The sequence below is a fragment of the Vibrio gallaecicus genome, from assembly GCF_024347495.1.
Classification (GTDB): domain Bacteria; phylum Pseudomonadota; class Gammaproteobacteria; order Enterobacterales; family Vibrionaceae; genus Vibrio; species Vibrio gallaecicus.
Genome location: NZ_AP025491.1, coordinates 841,993 through 862,371, shown reverse-complemented (window position 1 = coordinate 862,371; position 20,379 = coordinate 841,993). Strand labels below are relative to the sequence as shown.

The 20,379-nt window shown below is 41.6% G+C and carries 16 protein-coding genes and 4 tRNA genes; 7 read left to right on the top strand and 13 right to left on the bottom strand.

The window, feature by feature from the left end; all coding sequences use genetic code 11:
* Positions 1-149: 149 nt before the first annotated feature.
* From OCU78_RS18235 to OCU78_RS18220, 4 genes are all read left to right on the top strand, one after another.
* Positions 150-236, top strand: a tRNA-Leu gene (locus tag OCU78_RS18235).
* Between the two features lie 98 nt (positions 237-334).
* Positions 335-408: transfer RNA gene (locus OCU78_RS18230), tRNA-Cys, on the top strand.
* Between the two features lie 110 nt (positions 409-518).
* A tRNA-Leu gene (locus OCU78_RS18225) sits at positions 519-605 on the top strand.
* Between the two features lie 61 nt (positions 606-666).
* Positions 667-740 (top strand) — tRNA-Cys (locus OCU78_RS18220).
* 93 nt (positions 741-833) lie between these two features.
* On the opposite strand, the gene OCU78_RS18215 is transcribed toward OCU78_RS18220, so the two are convergent.
* The 11 genes from OCU78_RS18215 to OCU78_RS18165 form a co-directional block, all read right to left on the bottom strand.
* Positions 834-1,868, bottom strand: coding sequence for a sensor domain-containing diguanylate cyclase (locus OCU78_RS18215; protein WP_137374144.1), 1,035 nt, complete (start codon positions 1,866-1,868; stop codon positions 834-836).
* 362 nt (positions 1,869-2,230) lie between these two features.
* Entirely contained in the window at positions 2,231-3,187 is a 957-nt protein-coding gene (locus tag OCU78_RS18210; RefSeq protein ID WP_137374145.1) for an energy transducer TonB, read from the bottom strand.
* Positions 3,187-3,615, bottom strand: coding sequence for a TonB system transport protein ExbD (exbD, locus tag OCU78_RS18205; RefSeq protein WP_137374146.1), 429 nt, complete (start codon positions 3,613-3,615; stop codon positions 3,187-3,189). The genes OCU78_RS18210 and exbD overlap by 1 nt, the downstream gene beginning before the upstream one ends.
* Positions 3,616-3,617: 2 nt before the next feature.
* Positions 3,618-4,562, bottom strand: a complete 945-nt coding sequence (gene exbB / locus OCU78_RS18200; RefSeq protein WP_137374147.1) for a tonB-system energizer ExbB — start codon at positions 4,560-4,562, stop codon at positions 3,618-3,620.
* A gap of 337 nt (positions 4,563-4,899) precedes the next feature.
* A complete protein-coding gene (locus OCU78_RS18195; RefSeq protein WP_137374148.1) occupies positions 4,900-6,438 on the bottom strand; it encodes a surface lipoprotein assembly modifier in 1,539 nt (512 codons plus the stop codon).
* Between the two features lie 86 nt (positions 6,439-6,524).
* Positions 6,525-7,253 carry a Slam-dependent surface lipoprotein gene (locus OCU78_RS18190; RefSeq protein WP_137374149.1) on the bottom strand — a complete coding sequence of 243 codons (729 nt, stop codon included), beginning with the start codon at positions 7,251-7,253 and terminating at the stop codon, positions 6,525-6,527.
* Positions 7,254-7,443: 190 nt separating this feature from the next.
* A complete protein-coding gene (locus tag OCU78_RS18185) occupies positions 7,444-8,856 on the bottom strand; it encodes a PKD domain-containing protein (RefSeq protein WP_137374150.1) in 1,413 nt (470 codons plus the stop codon).
* Between the two features lie 391 nt (positions 8,857-9,247).
* Positions 9,248-12,127 (bottom strand): aminomethyl-transferring glycine dehydrogenase, encoded by a 2,880-nt coding sequence (gene gcvP / locus OCU78_RS18180; protein WP_137374151.1) that lies wholly within the window; start codon positions 12,125-12,127, stop codon positions 9,248-9,250.
* Positions 12,128-12,216: 89 nt separating this feature from the next.
* Positions 12,217-12,597, bottom strand: coding sequence for a glycine cleavage system protein GcvH (gene gcvH / locus OCU78_RS18175; protein WP_137374152.1), 381 nt, complete (start codon positions 12,595-12,597; stop codon positions 12,217-12,219).
* A 62-nt stretch (positions 12,598-12,659) separates the two neighbouring features.
* Positions 12,660-13,955, bottom strand: a complete 1,296-nt coding sequence (locus OCU78_RS18170; protein ID WP_137374153.1) for a serine hydroxymethyltransferase — start codon at positions 13,953-13,955, stop codon at positions 12,660-12,662.
* Positions 13,956-13,994: 39 nt separating this feature from the next.
* A complete protein-coding gene (locus OCU78_RS18165; protein ID WP_167494052.1) occupies positions 13,995-14,171 on the bottom strand; it encodes a hypothetical protein in 177 nt (58 codons plus the stop codon).
* A 192-nt stretch (positions 14,172-14,363) separates the two neighbouring features.
* On the opposite strand from OCU78_RS18165, the gene OCU78_RS18160 reads away from it, so the two are divergent.
* The 3 genes from OCU78_RS18160 (at position 14,364) to OCU78_RS18150 (ending at position 17,939) form a co-directional block, all read left to right on the top strand.
* Complete coding sequence (locus OCU78_RS18160; RefSeq protein ID WP_137374154.1) at positions 14,364-14,987, top strand: helix-turn-helix domain-containing protein; 624 nt, start codon at positions 14,364-14,366, stop codon at positions 14,985-14,987.
* A gap of 426 nt (positions 14,988-15,413) precedes the next feature.
* On the top strand, positions 15,414-16,541 hold the full coding sequence (gcvT, locus tag OCU78_RS18155; protein ID WP_137374155.1) for a glycine cleavage system aminomethyltransferase GcvT: 1,128 nt from the start codon (positions 15,414-15,416) through the stop codon (positions 16,539-16,541).
* 321 nt (positions 16,542-16,862) lie between these two features.
* The gene (locus tag OCU78_RS18150) at positions 16,863-17,939 is read left to right on the top strand and encodes a S1 family peptidase (protein WP_137374156.1); all 1,077 of its coding nucleotides are present in this window, start codon (positions 16,863-16,865) and stop codon (positions 17,937-17,939) included.
* 88 nt (positions 17,940-18,027) lie between these two features.
* On the opposite strand, the gene OCU78_RS18145 is transcribed toward OCU78_RS18150, so the two are convergent.
* Together OCU78_RS18145 and arfB are read right to left on the bottom strand one after the other, a co-directional pair.
* The gene (locus tag OCU78_RS18145; protein ID WP_137374369.1) at positions 18,028-19,797 is read right to left on the bottom strand and encodes a methyl-accepting chemotaxis protein; all 1,770 of its coding nucleotides are present in this window, start codon (positions 19,795-19,797) and stop codon (positions 18,028-18,030) included.
* A 151-nt stretch (positions 19,798-19,948) separates the two neighbouring features.
* Positions 19,949-20,359 carry an alternative ribosome rescue aminoacyl-tRNA hydrolase ArfB gene (gene arfB, locus OCU78_RS18140; protein WP_137374157.1) on the bottom strand — a complete coding sequence of 137 codons (411 nt, stop codon included), beginning with the start codon at positions 20,357-20,359 and terminating at the stop codon, positions 19,949-19,951.
* Positions 20,360-20,379: the final 20 nt, after the last annotated feature.

Here is a 20,379-nt window from a genome sequence, read left to right as displayed (position 1 = left end):
CGAATTAACGCTTTTGGAATGATATTTAATCGATTGAATTAAAAAGGCAAAATTTAGTGTTGACGTGTGTGAGGAATCGGTTAAAGTACGCCTCGTTCTCAGGCAGAAGCCAAAAGAACAGATGGTGTCACCATCGCTTTTAATGCGTTGCCCTGGTGGTGGAATTGGTAGACACAAGGGATTTAAAATCCCTCGGCGTTCGCGCTGTGCCGGTTCAAGTCCGGCCCGGGGCACCATCATAGTTTGTTTTTTGAATTAGACTTTTAAATCTCAAACGCAGTGAGAGTCGCTCTCTTTAAAAGCGAAACATGATAATTGTTTATTGTGTTAAGAAGGCGCCTTGGCAGAGTGGCTATGCAGCGGATTGCAAATCCGTGGACCTCGGTTCGACTCCGGGAGGCGCCTCCAATCTCTTTAAGAGATACAGAATTATAAGATATGGCGAAAGCGGTATCGAAGATGGTGTCTAACCCGCTTGAAAAAGCACATTGGTTAGGAGCATCGCAACAAGTTTGCGTGCCCTGGTGGTGGAATTGGTAGACACAAGGGATTTAAAATCCCTCGGCGTTCGCGCTGTGCCGGTTCAAGTCCGGCCCGGGGCACCATCTATTTGAACTTCACTTAGTTGTGAGATTCAAAGAGTCGTACTCTTAAAACACGATTAAAGGCGCCTTGGCAGAGTGGCTATGCAGCGGATTGCAAATCCGTGGACCTCGGTTCGACTCCGGGAGGCGCCTCCAAATTAGAAAGCCCTAGCAGAAATGCTGGGGCTTTTTAGTATTTGCTTATTAGATATCATCTTAATAAAATATTCGAGCAATGTAGCGAGTCACTCACAATTTACAGCTTATTTTTGTATCTCTGCTAGCAAGTGTTTCTTCATCCTTGCTGTGTTCTGCTTCTAAACTGGTGACCTCTAGTTCTACGACGGCGACACCATCTTTGCCATTCTTTTTCACTTGATACATAGCCGCGTCGGCTTTTTCATAAATATCTTCAAATTGATGAGTTTTGCCTGTAAATAAACAAGCTCCAATACTAAAGCCTATCTGTATATTTTTTTCTGATGCGAGTAACGTCGGGGAAATGAAAGAAAGGATCATGTCACATAATCTCATTATTTCGTGGCGTTCAGAATAGCGGCAAAGCAATACAAACTCATCGCCGCCCAGCCTACCAATTTTGCTTTTATTTAATGCGACTTCGGTAAGCCAATTAGCTATTTCGATTAATAAATTGTCTCCCGTTTGGTGTCCAAGCCCATCATTTACTGATTTGAAATTATCAACATCAATAAAAATTAATGCAGCGGTTTCGTCACTATAATTGGATAAGTGTTCATTGAAGCTGCTTTGAATGGCAGAACGGTTTAATAAACTGGTGAGAGGATCTTTGTTTGCTAAGTCAGCCAGTTTCATCTCATATCGCTTTTCTTGAGTGATATCGATATGAGTGCCCATCATACGTAGAGGTGCGCCGTTTTCATCAAACTCGACGACTCTCCCTCTGTCTGATACCCAACTATCACTACCATCTTTATGAACCATTCGGTGTACAACTTGGTAAAGGTCAGTCTTACCTGCAAGGTGATCTTCAAATGCCCCCACGGCTAGGTCATAGTCATCAGGGTGTAAGTTTTGTTTCCACATTTCAACAGTTGCACTGAGTTCGTTAGGTTGGAAGCCAAGCATTTTTCCCCATTCCATATTGAAAATAGTTAAAGAGCCGCTAGGTACATGTTGCTCCCACAAGCATAACCCTGTGCCATCTAAAGCCAGGTTTAATTTTTCTTGTAAACGAGCGTTATCTGATTTTAGACGCTCATTTTCTTTCTCAAGCTGTTCAATTCTTTTTAAGTAATCATCCATATACTTACCTAAAATCACCGTGTAGAACGAGGGACCATTTGTAAATTTAGCTTTTAACAAAAAGTCCTTTATCTTGTCCGATAACCTTGGTGTATGCCGTTAGTTCTTTAGGTTGCTCGACCAGAATGAAAGACAAAACCACGTTATGCTAGCCGTGTCGATTTTCAATATGATAGAAAGGTCAATATGTCATGCGACACTATGCAATATTTATAAAGCATGAAGCTAATATTGATTTCATAAATGCAATGTAAGTGGAATAAATCATGCTTTTAGAGTAATAATCAGGCTATATCAGTAAACTTTCCGTGGTATTTGGTCAGGTAAAGTGAACCTTACTCATCCATAGGTTTTTAAGAGAACTAGAAAGAAAAATTGATGGGTAGGGTTAAACTGAGTTGGTTTCCTGCAACTGAACTTGGGGGTTTAATGAGCGGTTGCGCTCGGTATACGAGATCAATCGCCTCCTTATCTAACGAAGAAGTACCAGAGCTTTGGATCAGAGATACATTGATAACGTGACCATCTCTGTCCATAGTAAAACGTATCACAGGTGTGCCTTTTTTCTTCATACGCTTTGCTTTCCTTGGATATTTTTTCTTCTTTTCTAAATGAGCATGTAACGCCTGTTGCCAACTTACTTTTGCTATCCGACCATTTTCAGAAAGTTGTCCTTGTCGTAGTGCTGCCGCCGCATTCGCTACATTACTTGCGGTTATGTTTTTCTTTGATTGTGCTTGCTGTGATATGGCTTGAGACTCTGTTTTTAGTGGCTTATTTTTTTTGATGGGATCCACTGGTTTCGATTTAGCTTCTGGCTTAATTGGTATCTCAGTGACTTTTTTCTTTGATTGCTCTGGCTTTACAGGCTTTCGTGCAGGCTTTTGCGGCTTATCAGCTTTACTTTCGGTCGTTTGGTTCTGAGGTGGGGATTTTTTTACTACCTCTTGATTATGTTTGTTAGGAGCTAAGAATGTTGAAGGCTTTTCAGCTTCTATAATAGGAACAATTGAAGGTGAAGTTTGTGCAATAAAAACTTCTTCTTTCGGTGGCGTTTTCAATACCTCTTGTTGAATAATTTCTTTTTGAGGGTCACCTAATACAGTGTCTTCAATTTTTTGTTTGTTTGAAGCGAGAGGCGCAACAATCGTGACGACTATAGGAGCTGCTTGTATAGGAGGTGTAAAATCATATTGCGGCGTCCACATATACGCCACAATAAACACCAAATGAAGAAGAATACTTGCAGTTAGCCCAATCAGCAGGAAGCGTTTCTTAGGCTCTTTTATATTCACTGAAGGATCAGCAAGCAGACTCATTATTGGCTCCCCGCCGGTAATTTAATTCCCACTAATGCTATTTGACCGTAACCCGCTTTAACTAATGCGTTCATCACTTTCATTAAGTCTTGGTAATTAAGATCTTTATCTGCACGTAAATAAATACGTTTATCTTTTCCTTGTAATGCCGAATCAAGTGCTGGCTTTAATGCGCTTAGCGTCACAACGTCACTTTCACCAAGAGTGAGTGACATATCCTTTTGAACAGTTAGGTAGAAAGGTTCGTTTGGTTGCGGTTGTGGGGCTGCAGATGATGAAGGTAAATCTACAGGAACATTAACCGTCGCCAGTGGCGAAGCGACCATCACTATAATCAGCAGTACAAGCATCACATCAACTAAAGGCGTGACATTGATTTCATGATTCTCAGCCATTTCATCACTGTCTGAAGAGGTTTTAAACGCCATGATTAACCCGCCTTTTTTATATCTGATTTAAGGTTGGTTTCATTGTGGCTTTTTCTATCGAGCTCTCTGCTGACTAACACCATGCTTGCCGCTGAGACATCCGTGACTAATGCTCTGTACTTTCCAATAAATCGAGTGAAGTAGTTATACATAATCACGGCGGGTATGGCGGCTATCAGCCCAATTGCAGTTGCCAGTAGGGCTTCCGCTATTCCCGGAGCCACAACCACTAAGGTCGTACTTTTGGACTTTGCTATGCCAATGAAGGCATTCATGATCCCCCAGACAGTACCAAACAATCCAACGAATGGACTAATTGAACCAACAGTCGCGAGAATACCGGTAAGGGATGTCATTTTACGAGAAAGCTCGGTTTGAACCCGTTCAAGACGTAATTGGACTCTTTCTTTTATTCCATCTGGCGTTGCGTGTCCCAGTGATGACAAATGAAGTTCATGTTGAACCGCGGTGAAAAGTATCAACTCACTCGCTTTATGGTTACTTAAATTTACTTCGGCGTTTTGAATGCTTTCGCTCTGTACTAAAGTGCTGAGTAGTTTGGTTGTGCGTTTGCTTGCCCGTACTAATTGTATTTGTTTAGCAAGGAAGATAGCCCAGCTGATTATTGAGGCGATGAAAAGAGAGATCATGACGGATTTAACTACCCAATCCGCTGCGTGGTACATGCCCATCGCTGATAGGTCATGAGTAATTAACGGATTTGAAGGCGGAATGATTTGGTGCTCTATCACTTCAGGTAGCGTAGCTGGTGTTGAACTTGAGAGAGAACTTGCAGAAGGTACGGTGTTTAGTGGAGGTACCGTATTTACAGGAGATACTGTATTTACTGAAGAAACAGTATCAACAGTGTCTTGAGTTGCGCTAACCAGTGGGCTAAGTGTCAACACCGAAAGGGCTGACATGAGGCGAAAAAAAAGCGTATTCATTATATTGGCTCATTTGATAAGTAGTAATAGCAAAAGGTTTGCTGAGTGATATGGAAGGTATACCGAATGAGAATCAGAAATCCGTAATGAAATTTGTGAAAAATAACGGATGATAAGAAGCCGCAGAGAAAACAGGTACAACTAGCTGGTGGTTCAGTGGTGGACCTGTTTAAATCGTGTACCTGCTTAAGTTAGGCAACAGTTGTTCTTATGCGTTGGTTTTTCTTATGCTTTGGTTTAGTTTAAGCGCTGGTTTGACTTATGTACCAATTAGATTTAAACAACAATTGGATTCGCGTAGCCATTTGAATTAATAAGCAATGTGAATAAATTGCAATTAAAATCGCTTAGTGAGTTTTAGGCTAACTTCATTTTGTTGGTAGGTGTAAAGCCAGTCGATGTTGCTTTTCACTCGTTTATGAGTCCAGCTAAGGGTGGGAGACACTCCTAAATACTGAATACTTGGCGAGTGAATGACTAAGGTGTAATTTTGTTCTCTGTCATTCCGCTTATCTCCAAGTAAAGCGCTGAAATCTTGATATCGGCGATCTCTCAAAGAAGCAAACAGACTGACGTCTAACCATGTGCTGACGTTTTTGTTAACCCCAAGTCGAACGCCAGACAAAGTATAAGCATGAACTTGTTGATCATTTCGTTTATCTGTCCAGTCCACACCTCCAAATAACAACCATTTATCAGGTAATTGATACCAATAAGTGAACAAGGTCGAGAATTGCCAATCAGACTGATAATCCAGTTTTCCTGGTTGATAGTTTTGATAATCAACTTTGGTTTCGAATTTAAATGCACTTTGTTTGTTTACGGTTTTGAACCAATCCAGTTTGATTCCAGAACTTAAATACAGGCTTTTTCCAGCAAACGTATTGAATTCAAATTGTGGAGCAAAGGACACGCGATCCCTTTGGCTCTGATAACTGTACCCAAAGCTCGCTTTGACGGTTTGCTCATCATATTCGTCATGACCTGAATAACGAGTGCCGTAGGTGAGCCCACTAAAAGAAACGCCATGATGACCAGTGAGTGAGGTTCGTTTATTTAAGCTCGCTTCATAATCGATACCAAAAGCCTGTTGTTTTTTTGGGGTGACTCTATCGATGATGCATTGCCCAATATCGCTATGAACTAAACAGGTGTAGCTTTCGGAAGAGCTGTTTAGATTGTCATTAAACGATGGCCCGAAACTAATGGAACCGCCCCAGTCATCTCGGGCTTTGAGCGCACTAGAAAATACATCTATGGTCCGTTGAATACCTTGAGTTCGAGGGTTGTTAGATGGGAGTGAAGCTTCAATTTGTTCGAATAATTCTAATGACTCTGAGTTGTTGTGGTTTTCGAATAGAACGCGTGCCAGTTCTAATTGCGCTGGCATGAAATTGGGTTGTAACGTGATTAACTGAGTGTATTCCTCTTGTGCACGTTTTAGCTCACCTTGTGAACGATAAATACCACCACGCACATAATGAATAAGCAGCGGGTCTGCGTTATCGAATAGCTGATAATGGCTGAGTAGTTGCTGAGCTAAGCCCCAATTATGCTGCTGAGCAGAAAGGTGCAAGGCTTGGGCGACTTGGTTTGAATCCGAAAGATCTATGCTGAACGTTGACTCAGGGTCCGCTATTGAAGGGTCAATTGAATTAGAAGATGATTGCTGCGCGTTTTGACGCTGTTCTTCATCTTGCAGCTCTTCAGCTAAAATGGCGTTTTCTTTTTCGACTGCCGATAGCGCATCTTGTTGTTCAATTCGAAGACTAGTATCAGGGTTAGATGCCACACTCGGCAAACTGACTAATGCGCTTGGAATGACGACAAAAGAAATAAGCGGTAGGAATAATCGTTGGGAAAGGTTGAACTTCATGGATGTCTTAATGCGCGAGTGCTTGCGAAGCACAGATGAAAAAGAAAGAAGCAGCGCGTGCTGCTTCTTTGGTTTAGGCTAAAGTTTTACTGCTTTTCACCACCGAAGGCAGTATCAAGATCACTATTACTAGTGAATGTCGCGATACCAGCTAGAGACGCCGCATCAGCACCGAAGAAGTGACCTTGAGATGAACCTTGGGTTACAGAACCAGCTTGTGTAGCGGTTGCACTTCCGTTGAACGACGCCGTTGCAGAGTCAATAGTGCTATTCACACCAACAGTTAGGGTTGCATTCGAAATAGCACCCGTTAAAGTTTGGTTATTGAAATCAGCATCAAATGTTCCAGACAATTTATTGCTGCCACTAAACTTATTAATGCCTGTGATGTTGTAAGTTGCAGTTCCGCTAGTGGGTACTGTTGTACCTGCATCGTTCCCTACGTAGTAAACCGTTCGGTTATTGAAATCTGCGTCTTGTGTACCCTCATACCATTCCCCAAACCAAATGTCTTGGTTCGCAACTTGTACAAAATTGTAGTGAGAGTTACTGAAGTGTTTACTGCCTGATGTATGAACACTGTCTCGCTCTTTACTGCTGAAAATATTTCCAGCTAAGCCGTCGAAGTCGACGCGTTTACCAGTAGCACTGCCGATTCCTGCTTTGCCTTTTGAGTGGAAAAATGGCACATAAACTTCTGATTCACCAACTTGGCGAAGTGAATTGTCGCTGATAGCACCGTCAAAACCGGCTTGAACGACAGGGCTTAGACCAAGAAATGCTGCTGCGATCCATGAAAGTTGAACTGGTTTCATTTTCTATTCCTTTTAAATGTATTTTAAATGATTGAAATCAAGCCAGTTGCCCGGTGCGCGCGACAGACATCTCACTTGCTTTCATCAAATACACCGAAGTAAGAGTCCAAACCCGTAAACAAAAATAAAATAAAAAAGCGCCTAAGTTCATAAGCGCTTTTGAATGGATAAATCTAAGTAAATATATTGGCTATCGACTAGTGAATGCGTAATTCCCACCAGCTCTTCGGATTGGACTGTAATCACCCAAGCCGTAGAGGCTCCAGGCAAAATCAAGGCTTATATCCGTGGTTTGACCTGAAGTTGGAGGGGAAAGGATTGTAATTACTTCTTTTGTGCCAGCAGGAATAACGTATATTTCGCTTTCCTTTAATTCACCAAAGGGCGTTCGAGCTATTGGTTGTACTGTATTCGTTCGATCTCGGAAGGTACTAACCGTTAAAGTGATGTCATTCATTACGGCTTCGAATGTATAAGTGCCGAGTTCATAATAGTCTGGGAGGTCACCACTATCTTGTGTCTTATCGATGATCAACGAGTTGTCATAAGGTAATAGAACAGGGTTGGGATCATCATTAATTGTTACCTTTGCATGGGGGCCGGTCAGCGAATCCACACGTACATGGGCAGCCCTCGATGGAAAAGACGACAACTCCCCATCACTGACTTCAACAGTAATGGCATAATCACCAGCTACGTCTGCTAAAAAATGAGGTTTTGCTGAGCTTGGGTTAACAATGACAGTGTTTGACGCTTGAGGTTTTGAGATGAATGACCATTGGAAAGTGATCGGGTCACCATTTGGATCTTCGCTTGTACTCGCGTCTAATGGAATCGTCATGCCTTCAATGGCACCGATAGGGCTTCCTGTCCCTCTAACAATTGGTGGGACGTTCTCATAGTAGAAAGAAACAGTGGCTGTATCACTAGCGGATGCTAAACCATCGGATACAGTAACCTCCACAATGTAATCCCCGATAGTATCTGTCGATAAATCCGGTTGGTTAGAGTAAGTGCCTTTAAAATAAGTGGTAGTGGTTGTATCCAGTCTTGGGCTACTGTTTTCTGGTTGTTGTATGATTTTCCAGCGAAATGTCAACTCATCATTATCAGCATCATTTGCTGAAGCAGACAGGTCAGCTTTACCAATAATATTCTCTCGGTAATGGTCATTGAATATCGAAACCGTCGGTGGTGAGTTTTCTCCATCAGAAACCGCAACAACTTTTACTTGATTGGTTCGGCTGCTGACGGTTCCATCATGAACGACAAGATCAACAACATAGGTTCCTAACTTGTCTGCTGTAAATGTGGGCTTTATGGCATCGACCTGAGACAGTTCCGCTAGGCTTTGAAGCGGGGCTGAACTCAAAGACCATTGATAGGTAATTTCGTCTTTATCATAATCAATGCTTGAGGTTCCATCGAGTTGTACCCGATCGCCTTCTTTCACTTGCTGATTTATGCCTGCAATCGCAATCGGTCTCTGGTTGTTCTGCAAACCTGGGTCGGTACTTGGAGTGTTGCTATCTCCACCACTGTTACAGCCTGTTGATAGCGCAGCAAACAATAAGATGGGTGCCCAATGAAAAGTAATGTGCATTTAGAATTCCTGATACAAATCTTGAGTGGAATACAAAGAGGTATACGCTCATCGTTTATCCAGTCGGTTTTGAAAGTTGTAATGATGTCCTAACCGATACACCGCACGAACTATGAAAATCCTCAAAGGAAAACCTAAATTATTGTTAATAAAGATTTGGGTTAAACGCGTATTTTTCAGAAACAGATAGATACGAGCTTTAGAAGGAGAGGGGCGCTGGAGGCGGAAATATGGTTAGGTGTCTTGCTGGTGGGGCAATTAAATTCGTTGCAACTTAGATAAGAAAAATCCGAGTGCGATTAAACACTCGGATTTCATAAAAGATATATTCGTTTTTTAGTTAATGCTTAACTTTTGAAGATACCTCTTTGTTTCTCAACTCAACGACTAATTAATCTTCGTAGTTGTCGATGCTTGGGCAAGAACAGATTAAGTTACGGTCGCCGTATACGTTATCTACACGGTTAACAGTAGGCCAGTACTTCGAGTTCTTCGTTGCTTTCGATGGGAAGCAAGCCAGTTCGCGAGAATAAGGGCGATTCCATTCTGCGCCTGAAAGATCAGCTTGTGTATGCGGTGCGTTTACTAGAGGGTTGTTGTCTAGTGGCCATTCACCGTTTTTCACTGCTGTCATTTCATGACGAATCGCAATCATCGCTTCACAGAAACGCTCAAGCTCTTCTAAATCTTCTGATTCAGTTGGCTCAATCATCAATGTACCTGCAACTGGGAATGACATTGTTGGAGCGTGGAATCCGAAATCCATTAAACGTTTAGCAATGTCTTCTTCGCTGATGCCCGTCTCTTCTTTCAGCGGACGGATATCGATAATACATTCGTGCGCAACGCGACCATTAGTACCGCGGTAAAGAACAGGGTAATGTGGAGCAAGTTGTTCCATCAGGTAGTTGGCATTCAGAATAGCGACTTTCGTTGCCTCTGTTAGACCCGGTTCACCCATCATAGCAATGTAAGCCCAAGAGATAGGTAGAATTGAAGCACTACCTAGATCGGCAGCCGATACTGCGTAGTCGGAACCTTGTACACCGTTTTCAATGTGACCTGGTAGGAAAGGTGCTAGGTGTGATTTAACACCGATAGGACCCATACCCGGACCGCCACCGCCGTGTGGGATACAGAATGTTTTGTGTAGGTTCAAGTGAGATACGTCTGAACCAATGAAACCTGGTGAAGTAAGACCTACTTGAGCGTTCATGTTCGCGCCGTCTAGGTAAACCTGACCGCCCGCTGCGTGTACTTGTTCACACACTTCTTTCACTTGCTCTTCGTATACGCCGTGCGTAGAAGGGTAAGTGATCATGATGCTTGATAGGTTGTCTTTGTGTTTCTCGATTTTCGCAGCTAGATCTACCATGTCGATGTTGCCATCTTCATCACACTTAACAACCACTACCTTCATAGAAACCATAGATGCCGTTGCAGGGTTAGTACCGTGCGCAGAGCTAGGAATCAAACAAACGTTACGGTGACCTTCACCGCGGCTTGCATGGTAACGTTGAATCGCGATTAGACCTGCGTATTCGCCGGATGCACCTGAGTTTGGCTGTAGTGAGAAATCGTCGTAACCGGTGATTTCACATAGCTTCTCTTTAAGATCTTTTGCTAACGCTGTGTAACCAGCCGCTTGCTCAAGAGGCGCGAATGGGTGGATAGAACCAAATTCAGGCCATGTTACAGGGATCATCTCAGCAGCAGCGTTCAGCTTCATTGTACAGCTGCCCAGTGGGATCATGCCGTGCGTTAGAGAGAAGTCTTTGTTCTCAAGCTGTTTTAGGTAACGCATCATTTGCGTTTCGCTGTGGTGCGTATTGAATACTGGGTGAGTCAGGAATTTTGATTCACGACGGCAGTTTTCTGGGATTGCTGCAAATTCATTTGATGCAATGTCAGAAGATAGCGCTTGAATGTCTTCTTTCACGTCGAAGATTGCGAACAGTGCGTTCACGTCGTCGATCGTTGTTGTTTCATCTAAGCTGATACCGATCTTACCCTTAAGCAGACGAAGGTTGATGTCTGCTGCTTGCGCTTTCGCATACAGTGCATCTGTCTTCTCTTCAGAGTTGATTGTGATGGTATCGAAGAAGCTGTTGTTTGTTAGCTCGTAGCCTGCCTTCGTTAGACCTGCTGCTAGAATAGCTGTCATGTGGTGTGTACGACGAGCGATAGTACGTAGGCCTTCTGCACCGTGGTAAACCGCGTAGAAAGACGCCATGTTTGCTAGAAGTGCTTGAGCTGTACAGATGTTCGACGTCGCTTTCTCGCGGCGGATATGTTGCTCACGAGTTTGCATTGCCATGCGAAGCGCTTGTTTACCGTGAGTATCGATAGATACACCGATTACACGACCTGGCATTGTACGTTTGTGCTTTTCACGAGTACCCATGAATGCTGCGTGTGGACCGCCGTAACCCATAGGAACGCCGAAACGTTGTGCTGAACCAATTACAACGTCTGCACCCATTTCGCCAGCAGGCTTAAGTAGAGCAGATGCAAGTAGGTCAGTAGCAACTGTTACGAGTGTTTTGTTTGCTTGAGCTTTAGCAATGATGTCTGTTAGGTCTTTTACTTCACCAGTTGTGCCTGGATATTGAACCAATGCACCAAATACGTCTTGCTCTGGAAGTGTTTCAAGAGCGCCAACCATGACTTCAAAACCGATGTACTCAGCACGAGTCTTAACAACTTCTAGTGTCTGAGGATGAACATCATCTGCTACAAAGAATACGTTGCTCTTGCTTTTACCAGCACGTTTACACAGCGTCATTGCTTCGCCAGCTGCAGTCGCTTCATCAAGAAGAGATGCGTTCGCGATTTCCATACCGGTTAGGTCCATTACCATTTGTTGGTAATTGAGCAGAGCCTCAAGACGACCTTGAGAGATCTCTGGTTGGTATGGTGTGTAAGCTGTGTACCAGCCTGGGTTCTCTAAAACGTTACGTAAAATAACGTTTGGAGTGAATGTGTTGTAGTAGCCTTGACCAATGAAAGTGCGTTTCACTTGATTTAGGTTAGCGATCTCTTTTAGAGAAGTCAGCATGTCGACTTCGCTTAGTGGCGCTGCAAGTGTCATTGGCTTTTCTAAACGGATTTGTGCAGGTACCGTTTCGTCGATCAGTGCTTCTAGGCTAGTCGCGTTGATAGCTTCAAGCATTTTTTGCTGGTCTGCTTTATTTGGGCCGTTATGACGAGCAACAAACTCGTTTTGAGTACCCAAGTCTTTCAGTAATTGGCTTTGAAGTAATTCAGTCATAATATGTTCTACTTTCTCTTTGGAGCCGTGAGCTAGCCCCTAAAATTAAGCTGCTCCAAAGAGCAGCTTTATCGTAATGAGTTTACCTATTAATCTTCTTCAATAGAGCTTAGGTATTCTTCAGCGTCTTTTAGGTTGTTCAGTTCAGATGTGTCTGACATCTTCACTTTAACAATCCAGCCACCGTCATAAGGTTCTTCGTTAATAAGCTCTGGGCTATCTTCTAGCTCTTCGTTTATTGCAACGATTTCACCAGTGATTGGCGCATAGATATCTGATGCTGCTTTTACAGATTCGATAAGAGAGAAGCTTTCACCAGCTTCGATTTCGTCTTCTGTATCTGGTAGGTCAACGAATACAACGTCACCTAGCATTTCTTGAGCATGCTCAGAAATACCGATTGTTACAGTGCCGTCACCGTTGTCTTTTACCCACTCATGGCTGTCTGCAAACTTCAGTGTATTGTCCATTGCTAATTCTCCAAAAATTTATGAGATGTTAATTTAAAAAACGAGTAATTATTTTAAAAGTCTTAACGGTAAAGAGGGAAGCGCTTGCAAAGCTCTTTTACTTGCTTGCGAACACGTTGCTCAACTTCGGCGTTACCTTCTGGGCTTTCAACTAACCCATCTAGTACATCACCGATCCATTGACCGATAAGCTTGAATTCTTCAGTACCAAAACCACGAGTGGTTCCAGCGGGTGTACCTAAACGAATACCAGAAGTAATCATAGGTTTTTCTGAGTCAAATGGTATACCATTTTTGTTACATGTGATCCCTGCACGCTCTAATGCTTCTTCAGTTACGTTACCTTTCAATCCTTTAGGACGAAGGTCAACGAGCATTAAGTGTGTGTCAGTTCCGCCTGTCACGATGTCACAACCGCGAGTTTGCAATACTTCAGCAAGAACTTTTGCGTTATCGATCACTGAATCAATATAAGTCGTAAATTCAGGACCTAGTGCCTCACCAAATGCAACCGCTTTAGCCGCGATAACATGCATTAGTGGGCCACCTTGAAGACCAGGGAAAACGGCAGAGTTGATTTTTTTATTGATGTCTTCGTGATTGGTAAGAATCATGCCACCACGAGGACCACGTAATGTTTTGTGCGTTGTGGTTGTTACTACGTGTGCGTGTGGAAGTGGGCTAGGGTGAGCACCTGTCGCGATAAGACCCGCAATGTGTGCCATATCTACCATTAAGATAGCGCCAACTTCATCAGCGATTTCTCGGAATTTTGCAAAATCGATTACGCGTGGAATAGCACTGCCACCCGCGATGATCATTTTTGGTTTACTTTCGATAGCTAATTGACGTACTGCTTCGTAATCAATTTCTAACGTATCACGATCAACACCGTATTGAACCGCGTTAAACCATTTACCAGACATTGCTGGGCGAGCACCGTGAGTAAGGTGACCACCTGCATCTAAGGACATCCCTAGAATAGTGTCGCCCGGCTGAAGAAGTGCAAGTTTAACTGCGCCGTTTGCTTGTGCGCCAGAGTGAGGCTGCACATTTACGTATTGGCATTTGAAAAGCTGCTTAGCACGTTCAATAGCAATAGATTCAACAGTATCAACGTGTTCACAACCACCGTAATAACGACGGCCAGGGTAGCCTTCCGCATATTTATTCGTTAGGCATGTGCCTTGAGCTTGCATTACTGCTTTTGAAACGATGTTTTCAGAAGCAATAAGTTCGATTTGATCATTTTGGCGTGTGTTCTCTGCTTGAATTCCAGCAAACACCGCATCGTCTGTCGCAGCAAGAGTAGTAGAAAAAAAGCTGTCTAGGCTATGGCTTTGATGTGCGTTGTTCATTGTCGATGACCTTTCATTATAACCAATGGTGAGTGTTTATTATTGTTCCATCAGTATTACGTTAGTTTCTGCATTGTTATCGTTCGCGTCATATTTGTTATTACGTTTAACGATTATTTGTAGGGTAAATGCAGTACGAATTGGTCCCCAAAAAGTAGGGTAAAAATAGCTTAAGCAAATGTTAAAACTATCATTCGCTTCGAGCAGAAGTAGCATCTCTTCATCTAACAAGTCGATAACATAGCTTTCCTGTCACAAACAATCAATCAAAAATTTCCTATAGGAAACAGATTTTCTGATTCTGTTACCGAGAGCACGGTTTATTTTGCTGTGTGCTCTTTAATCAACAAAGGTCTTCGTGCAACAATAATATTTATAGACAGGATGCATAAAAATAATGAGGGACCTATGTCAGAAGACATTTATGATGAGTACCCATCTTTAACGTTGGCGAAAGAGTCGCTAGATCAAAATATCGAGCCTTTAAAGCTTGGTCAGAGAATCAAAGATATCCGTAGCAAATTGGGTATAACTCTAGAAGAAGCCAGTCAAAGAACAGGTTTGGCACGGTCTACTTTAAGTAAAATTGAAAACGAACAAATCTCGCCGACTTATCAAGCTATGCAAAAACTCGCCTTGGGTTTGCAGATAGATATGCCTCAACTCTTTGAACCGCCAAGAAAAAAGGTGGCAACAGGGCGTAGGGATTTAACCAAGTCAGGTCAAGGGAAACCACACCCAACGCCAACTTATGAGCATGAATTGCTGGCAACAGAGTTATCAAATAAAAAAATGATGCCTTTCAAGAGCCGAGTGCGAGCTCGTAGCTTTGATGAGTATAACGACTGGGTTCGACATGATGGTGAAGAGTTTCTGATGATCATATCAGGCTCAGTTATGTTTTATTCTGAGTTCTATGAACCGGTTTCAATGAGTGAAGGGGATAGCATGTATTATGATGCGAATATGGGGCATATGCTGATCTCTTCGAGCGTCGATGATGCTCATATTTTGTGGGTTACTGCAAAATAAAACAAAGAATAATAAATTTCTTATAGTGAAGGCAACCGTTTGCTTGTGTTGCTAACTTCGATTAAAAAGCGCCATTTTGATGTGATAATCATCAAAGTGGCGTTTTTGTTTGGGCGTTTTAATTGTAATTTAATTGTTAAATGTCACATTTTCGACTGTTTTAATCTTGTTAAGGCTATAAAACTGCCTCATGCTTGTTTATTATAGTGAACAAGGTTTACTCATGTAGATCATGGTTTATTGAAGTGAATTCTTGGGGATTTGATTTACGCTTAAATTAAGTTCCCACTATCTACCGGGTCTTATCGATATTTGTACAAGGTATCTTAATTAATAAGATCTACAATCAAGCAAATAAGAGATGACTCTTAATAGAGACAAAGCGGCAGGCTTAAAATGAAAGCCCTGCGACGCATGGAGAATAAAATGACTCAAGAACAAGCTAACTTACTGAAAACACCACTGCATACTTTACATGTTGAAGTAGGCGCGAAAATGGTTCCTTTTGCTGGTTATGATATGCCAGTTCAGTATCCACTTGGCGTTAAGAAAGAGCACTTACACACGCGTGATGCTGCTGGTTTATTTGATGTTTCACATATGGGACAACTACGCCTGCATGGTGAGAATGCTGCGAAAGTACTTGAGTCACTAGTTCCGGTAGATATTATGGATCTCCCTGCAGGTAAGCAACGTTATGCGTTCTTTACTAACGAGCAAGGTGGCATTATGGATGACCTTATGGTTGCAAACCTAGGTGATCACCTATTCGTTGTTGTGAACGCTGCGTGTAAGACACAAGATATCGACCATCTAACTGCTCATCTTCCTGCTGATGTTGAGATGGAGGTGATTGATGATCGTGCTCTATTAGCACTTCAAGGACCTAAAGCATCTGAAGTTCTTGCTCGTTTCCAACCAAGTGTTGCAGACATGTTGTTCATGGACGTTCAAAAAGTAGATATCGATGGCGTTGAGTGCATCGTGAGCCGAAGTGGTTACACTGGTGAAGATGGTTACGAGATCTCAGTACCTAATGATAACGCTGAAGCTCTGGCTCGTAAATTAACGGGCGAAGAGGAAGTTGAGTGGATTGGTCTTGGTGCTCGTGATTCACTTCGTCTTGAATGTGGTCTATGTCTGTACGGTCATGACCTAGATACAACAACAACGCCAGTTGAAGCTAGCCTTCTATGGGGAATTCAAAAAGTTCGTCGCACTGATGGTGAACGTGCTGGTGGTTTCCCAGGTGCTGACATTATTTTAGAGCAAATTGTTACTAAAGACGTACAACGTAAGCGTGTAGGTTTAGTTGGTCAAACTAAAGCACCGGTTCGTGAAGGCGCTGAATTATTTGATGCTGATGATAACAAAATTGGCGTAGTAACAAGTGGTACTGCTGGTCCTAACGCAGGGAAGCCGGTATCTATGGCTTATGTACGTACTGATTTAGCCGTTATTGGTACTGAAGTATTCGCTGAAGTTCGTGGTAAGAAACTTGCGATGACTGTTGAAAAAATGCCATTTGTACCGCAGCGCTATTACCGCGGTTAGTACAATTTGTTAAGAGTCAAAGGTTAGATTTTACTTTTTTCTCTAAATAACTCGTAATCTTCCCATCTACAGAGGTGGAGAAAGTTAAACCTACTGCTGAGTAAGCAGTAGGTTTTTTTGTTTTTTATTAGGCAGTTGCCTGCGTTTTTAAATGAACTAAACGATGATATCGAAGAGGAGATTTGAAAAAATAACTTAATCCATGTAACCAGCCTCGACCTTCATCTCATTCTGTCTATTGATTTAACGCTACACTTGTATTAGCAACAAAAATCGTTTCTAGTAGCTACGTATTTTATAAAGATGTAATGGAGCAACATAATGAAGGTGAATCGATTATCCGTAACTTTATGTTTATTGCTGTCAGGCTTTGCAAGTGCAAGTGCAAGTGCAAGTGCAAGTGACAACAATGATGTATCTAGTTATATAGTTAATGGCGTAAATGCACCAGTCAGTGAATATCCTTCTATTGCTAATTTATTTCTTGATAGCTTTGAATACGATGGTAAATATTTCACCAATCCTTTCTGTGGTGGCACCATCTTAGATGAACACCATATATTGACCGCGGCCCATTGTATTTATGGCAATGAAGCAATCTCTCTGTTCACGGTTGTAGTACCTCAACTGCAAAATGTTGATGACTACCCTTTAGGGGATATTCAAAGGAATAGAGTCAAAGAAATTTACTATCGCAATGACTATAACGATGATATCAGTTATTTTTTAGAGAACGATGTTGCTATTTTAAAGCTGGAAACAGCCATGAACATCGATACTATTAATGATGTTATTCGTAGACCAGATAGTGAGTCCTATCGAAATGATCAGGTCAACACTAAGTTTACTGCTGTAGGGCACGGAGATACCGTATCAGGCTATGATGGTAATGATCAGTTGCTGCAAGTTGATTTAAACCTAGTTAGTAATAGCGCCTGTTCATCTGTATTTTTTAATGGCGATCGAATAACCACCAAGCAAATTTGTTTTGATGGGGATTACAGCTCTTTAACTCGACTTAAAAATGGTACCTGCCAAGGCGACTCTGGCGGCCCTGTATATTGGTATGATGGAAGTAAATACGTACAAGTAGGGATCACTAGCTTTGGTCCATCATCATGTGGTGCGAATATAGGCGTGACCTCAGTATTCACCGAAATTCATGATTACAATGCTTGGATTGACAGTGTTTTAGCTGGCGGGGAAACTCCTAAGTCTACTAGTTCTGATAATCTCAGAACTAATCACTTAGCAGTTAATGGTGAAATTGAATACTTTGGTAACAGCCCAACAGACGGTGATTCTTCAAGCAGCAGTAGCTCTAGCGGCGGTAGTATTTCCATATTGGGGTTACCACTTATTTTATTAGCTGGTTTAAGACGTAGAAAGATGAAGTAAAATTTTGAGAATGATGTGAAAAGCCGCTCAATTGAGCGGCTTTTTAGTGCGTGTTGTAATGCCTGTTTAGGCTAGGATATCTATCAAACTAAACTTTGCTTGTTTTAAATTCTGCGACAGCAGAATCCATATCATTAGCTTGCGCTGATACGTTGTCTACTTCTAGTAAGCACTCTTGCGCTGAATGCATATTATTTTCGGATATACCGTTTAGCTCCGTAATAGATTCGCTCACTTGATTCATTACAATGCCTTGTTCCTCTATTGCAGAAGCAATACGTTCAGAGTTGGCTTGAATGGTACTCATATCCGTTATTATTTGACTTAAGCTTGAATCAAGCAATTCAGAGTCAGATAGTGTGTCTTGCCCTTGCTGGTTACATTTATCGATGTCTCCAACAACTGTCGACATTTGGTTTTGAATCGCTGACACAACCTTAGTAATCTCTTCAGTTGATTGATGGGTTCGGCTGGCAAGTGCTCTAACTTCATCCGCAACAACCGCAAAACCTCTTCCTTGCTCTCCTGCACGTGCAGCTTCAATTGCAGCATTTAAAGCAAGAAGGTTAGTTTGTTCTGCAATTTCTTGGATAATGTTTACGGCACCACCAATTTTATCAACATGTTCATTTAAAGAATTAATAGAAGTTTGGCTATTCGCTAGGGTCGAGGAAAGCTCACTTATATTTTGTACAGTTGTCCTTACGACTTGACGCCCACTTTGCGCATTATTAGCCGCTTGCTGAACACCTTCTACCGCAATCGTAGTACTTTCGGAGATTTCATTGATTGTTGAAACCATTTCTTGAACTGATGTAGCCATTGTTGCTGTGTGATCGGCTTGAACATGGAATTGAGTAATTACACCTTCAAGTTGATTATGCATGTTGCCAGTACTGCCGGATAAATGTTTAGACTTATCTTGAGAACCAAGAATCAAGGCTTCGATCTTATCTAATAAACTATTGAAATGTTTACCAATAGAAGTTAGTTCATCATTACCCGGTAAATTAGCACGTACGCCGATATCATTCGTTTGAGATATTTTGCTTATAACATTAGATAAAGATTGAACTTGGCGGTTGATGGAGCGTGATATTTGGAAAACTAGACCTGATATAACAAGAAGGACAACAACAGACACCAGCTGCTTTATAAAACTTAAGCGTTCCAGTTGTTGTGAATTTTCATCATGTATGGTCGCTGAAAAATTTTTAAATTGCTCTTCAACTGCGTGTGATAATGAGCGCGTATCACCCAATAAACCTTCATTATATTTGAGCCCGATTACTTTCTCTTGAGCTATAAATTGACGGCTAGTATCGACTAGCTGACTGCTATTAATAGAGGAAATTAAATCAAAATTGTATACACCGTTATAGACTTCTTTATTGAAAAGCAATAAATCTAAGGCTTGTTTAGTTGAGGCCTGCGAGTAAGCAGTATCAAAGGCTTTATTATAAGAACCTTTTAAGCCCTCTTTTCTGCTCAGCCCTAGTTTTTGATATCCGAAAACTAGTTTATTGAAGCCATTCTGATAGGCAACGAGATCTTGACGTAGCTTGCTACTCGAAGGGAGTTGATGTTTGTCTAATATGACCGAAAGTTGTTTTTCCAAATCTAAAAACAAAGTGACATTGGATTCAAATTTGTCTAAATATTTTATGTTATGCCTGAGAAGAAAATCCTTTTCATTCCTACGTAGATGCAGTAGGCGAGTTTCTAATTGTGAAACTAAATTTGTTGCTTGGTTTAAATCACCGGTGGTTGTCGCAAAATGTGTTGCTGTAAATAACAGTGTTAATACACCTAATACGGCAATAAAACCAAGTGAATATAGCTTTTGCCTAATGTTCATCATCGATCCTTAACTATTGTTTTTATGCATATCTCAAAAATATATTACTGTTTTTATTATGTATATTATTAATATAAATATTACTAACTATCTGAGCATATTATAAATAGAGAAATAATCAATCTGAATCCTTAAAATAGGATGCAATACGTTAATTAATCTTTGATCTTAGCTTTTTAGTTTGACTACGTTGGTTCTTTGATTCTAGACGTCTTTTTTGAGAGTTACGAGTTGGTTTAGTCTGTCTCCTCACTTTCTCAACTTTCGTTGCACTTAAGATTAACTCTTTAAGCCGTTCCAAAGCATCATCTCGATTTTTTTCTTGAGTCCGGTATTGCTGAGCTTTAATGATGATGACCCCATCTTTTGTAATACGGCTATCTTTGAAGGCTAGTAGCCTTTCTTTATAAAAGTCGGGTAGGGAAGAGTGGTGTATATCAAAACGTAAGTGTATTGCACTCGATACTTTATTGACATTTTGTCCTCCAGCACCTTGTGAGCGGATCGCAGTTAGCTGGAGTTCCCAGCTTTTGATGGTGACAGAGTTTGAAATATGTAACATAGAGCTATATTCACTATGGA

Bases quoted from the DNA above. Each gene is read 5' to 3' on its own strand.
- OCU78_RS18170 (WP_137374153.1), bottom strand. From the start codon at position 13,955: ATGAACAACGCACATCAAAGCCATAGCCTAGACAGCTTTTTTTCTACT.
- OCU78_RS18145 (WP_137374369.1), bottom strand. From the start codon at position 19,797: ATGAACATTAGGCAAAAGCTATATTCACTTGGTTTTATTGCCGTATTA.
- exbD (WP_137374146.1), bottom strand. From the start codon at position 3,615: ATGGCGTTTAAAACCTCTTCAGACAGTGATGAAATGGCTGAGAATCAT.
- OCU78_RS18165 (WP_167494052.1), bottom strand. From the start codon at position 14,171: ATGCTACTTCTGCTCGAAGCGAATGATAGTTTTAACATTTGCTTAAGC.
- OCU78_RS18185 (WP_137374150.1), bottom strand. From the start codon at position 8,856: ATGCACATTACTTTTCATTGGGCACCCATCTTATTGTTTGCTGCGCTA.
- OCU78_RS18150 (WP_137374156.1), top strand. From the start codon at position 16,863: ATGAAGGTGAATCGATTATCCGTAACTTTATGTTTATTGCTGTCAGGC.
- gcvT (WP_137374155.1), top strand. From the start codon at position 15,414: ATGACTCAAGAACAAGCTAACTTACTGAAAACACCACTGCATACTTTA.
- exbB (WP_137374147.1), bottom strand. From the start codon at position 4,562: ATGAATACGCTTTTTTTTCGCCTCATGTCAGCCCTTTCGGTGTTGACA.
- OCU78_RS18160 (WP_137374154.1), top strand. From the start codon at position 14,364: ATGTCAGAAGACATTTATGATGAGTACCCATCTTTAACGTTGGCGAAA.
- OCU78_RS18190 (WP_137374149.1), bottom strand. From the start codon at position 7,253: ATGAAACCAGTTCAACTTTCATGGATCGCAGCAGCATTTCTTGGTCTA.
- OCU78_RS18210 (WP_137374145.1), bottom strand. From the start codon at position 3,187: ATGAGTCTGCTTGCTGATCCTTCAGTGAATATAAAAGAGCCTAAGAAA.
- gcvP (WP_137374151.1), bottom strand. From the start codon at position 12,127: ATGACTGAATTACTTCAAAGCCAATTACTGAAAGACTTGGGTACTCAA.
- OCU78_RS18215 (WP_137374144.1), bottom strand. From the start codon at position 1,868: ATGGATGATTACTTAAAAAGAATTGAACAGCTTGAGAAAGAAAATGAG.
- arfB (WP_137374157.1), bottom strand. From the start codon at position 20,359: ATGTTACATATTTCAAACTCTGTCACCATCAAAAGCTGGGAACTCCAG.
- OCU78_RS18195 (WP_137374148.1), bottom strand. From the start codon at position 6,438: ATGAAGTTCAACCTTTCCCAACGATTATTCCTACCGCTTATTTCTTTT.
- gcvH (WP_137374152.1), bottom strand. From the start codon at position 12,597: ATGGACAATACACTGAAGTTTGCAGACAGCCATGAGTGGGTAAAAGAC.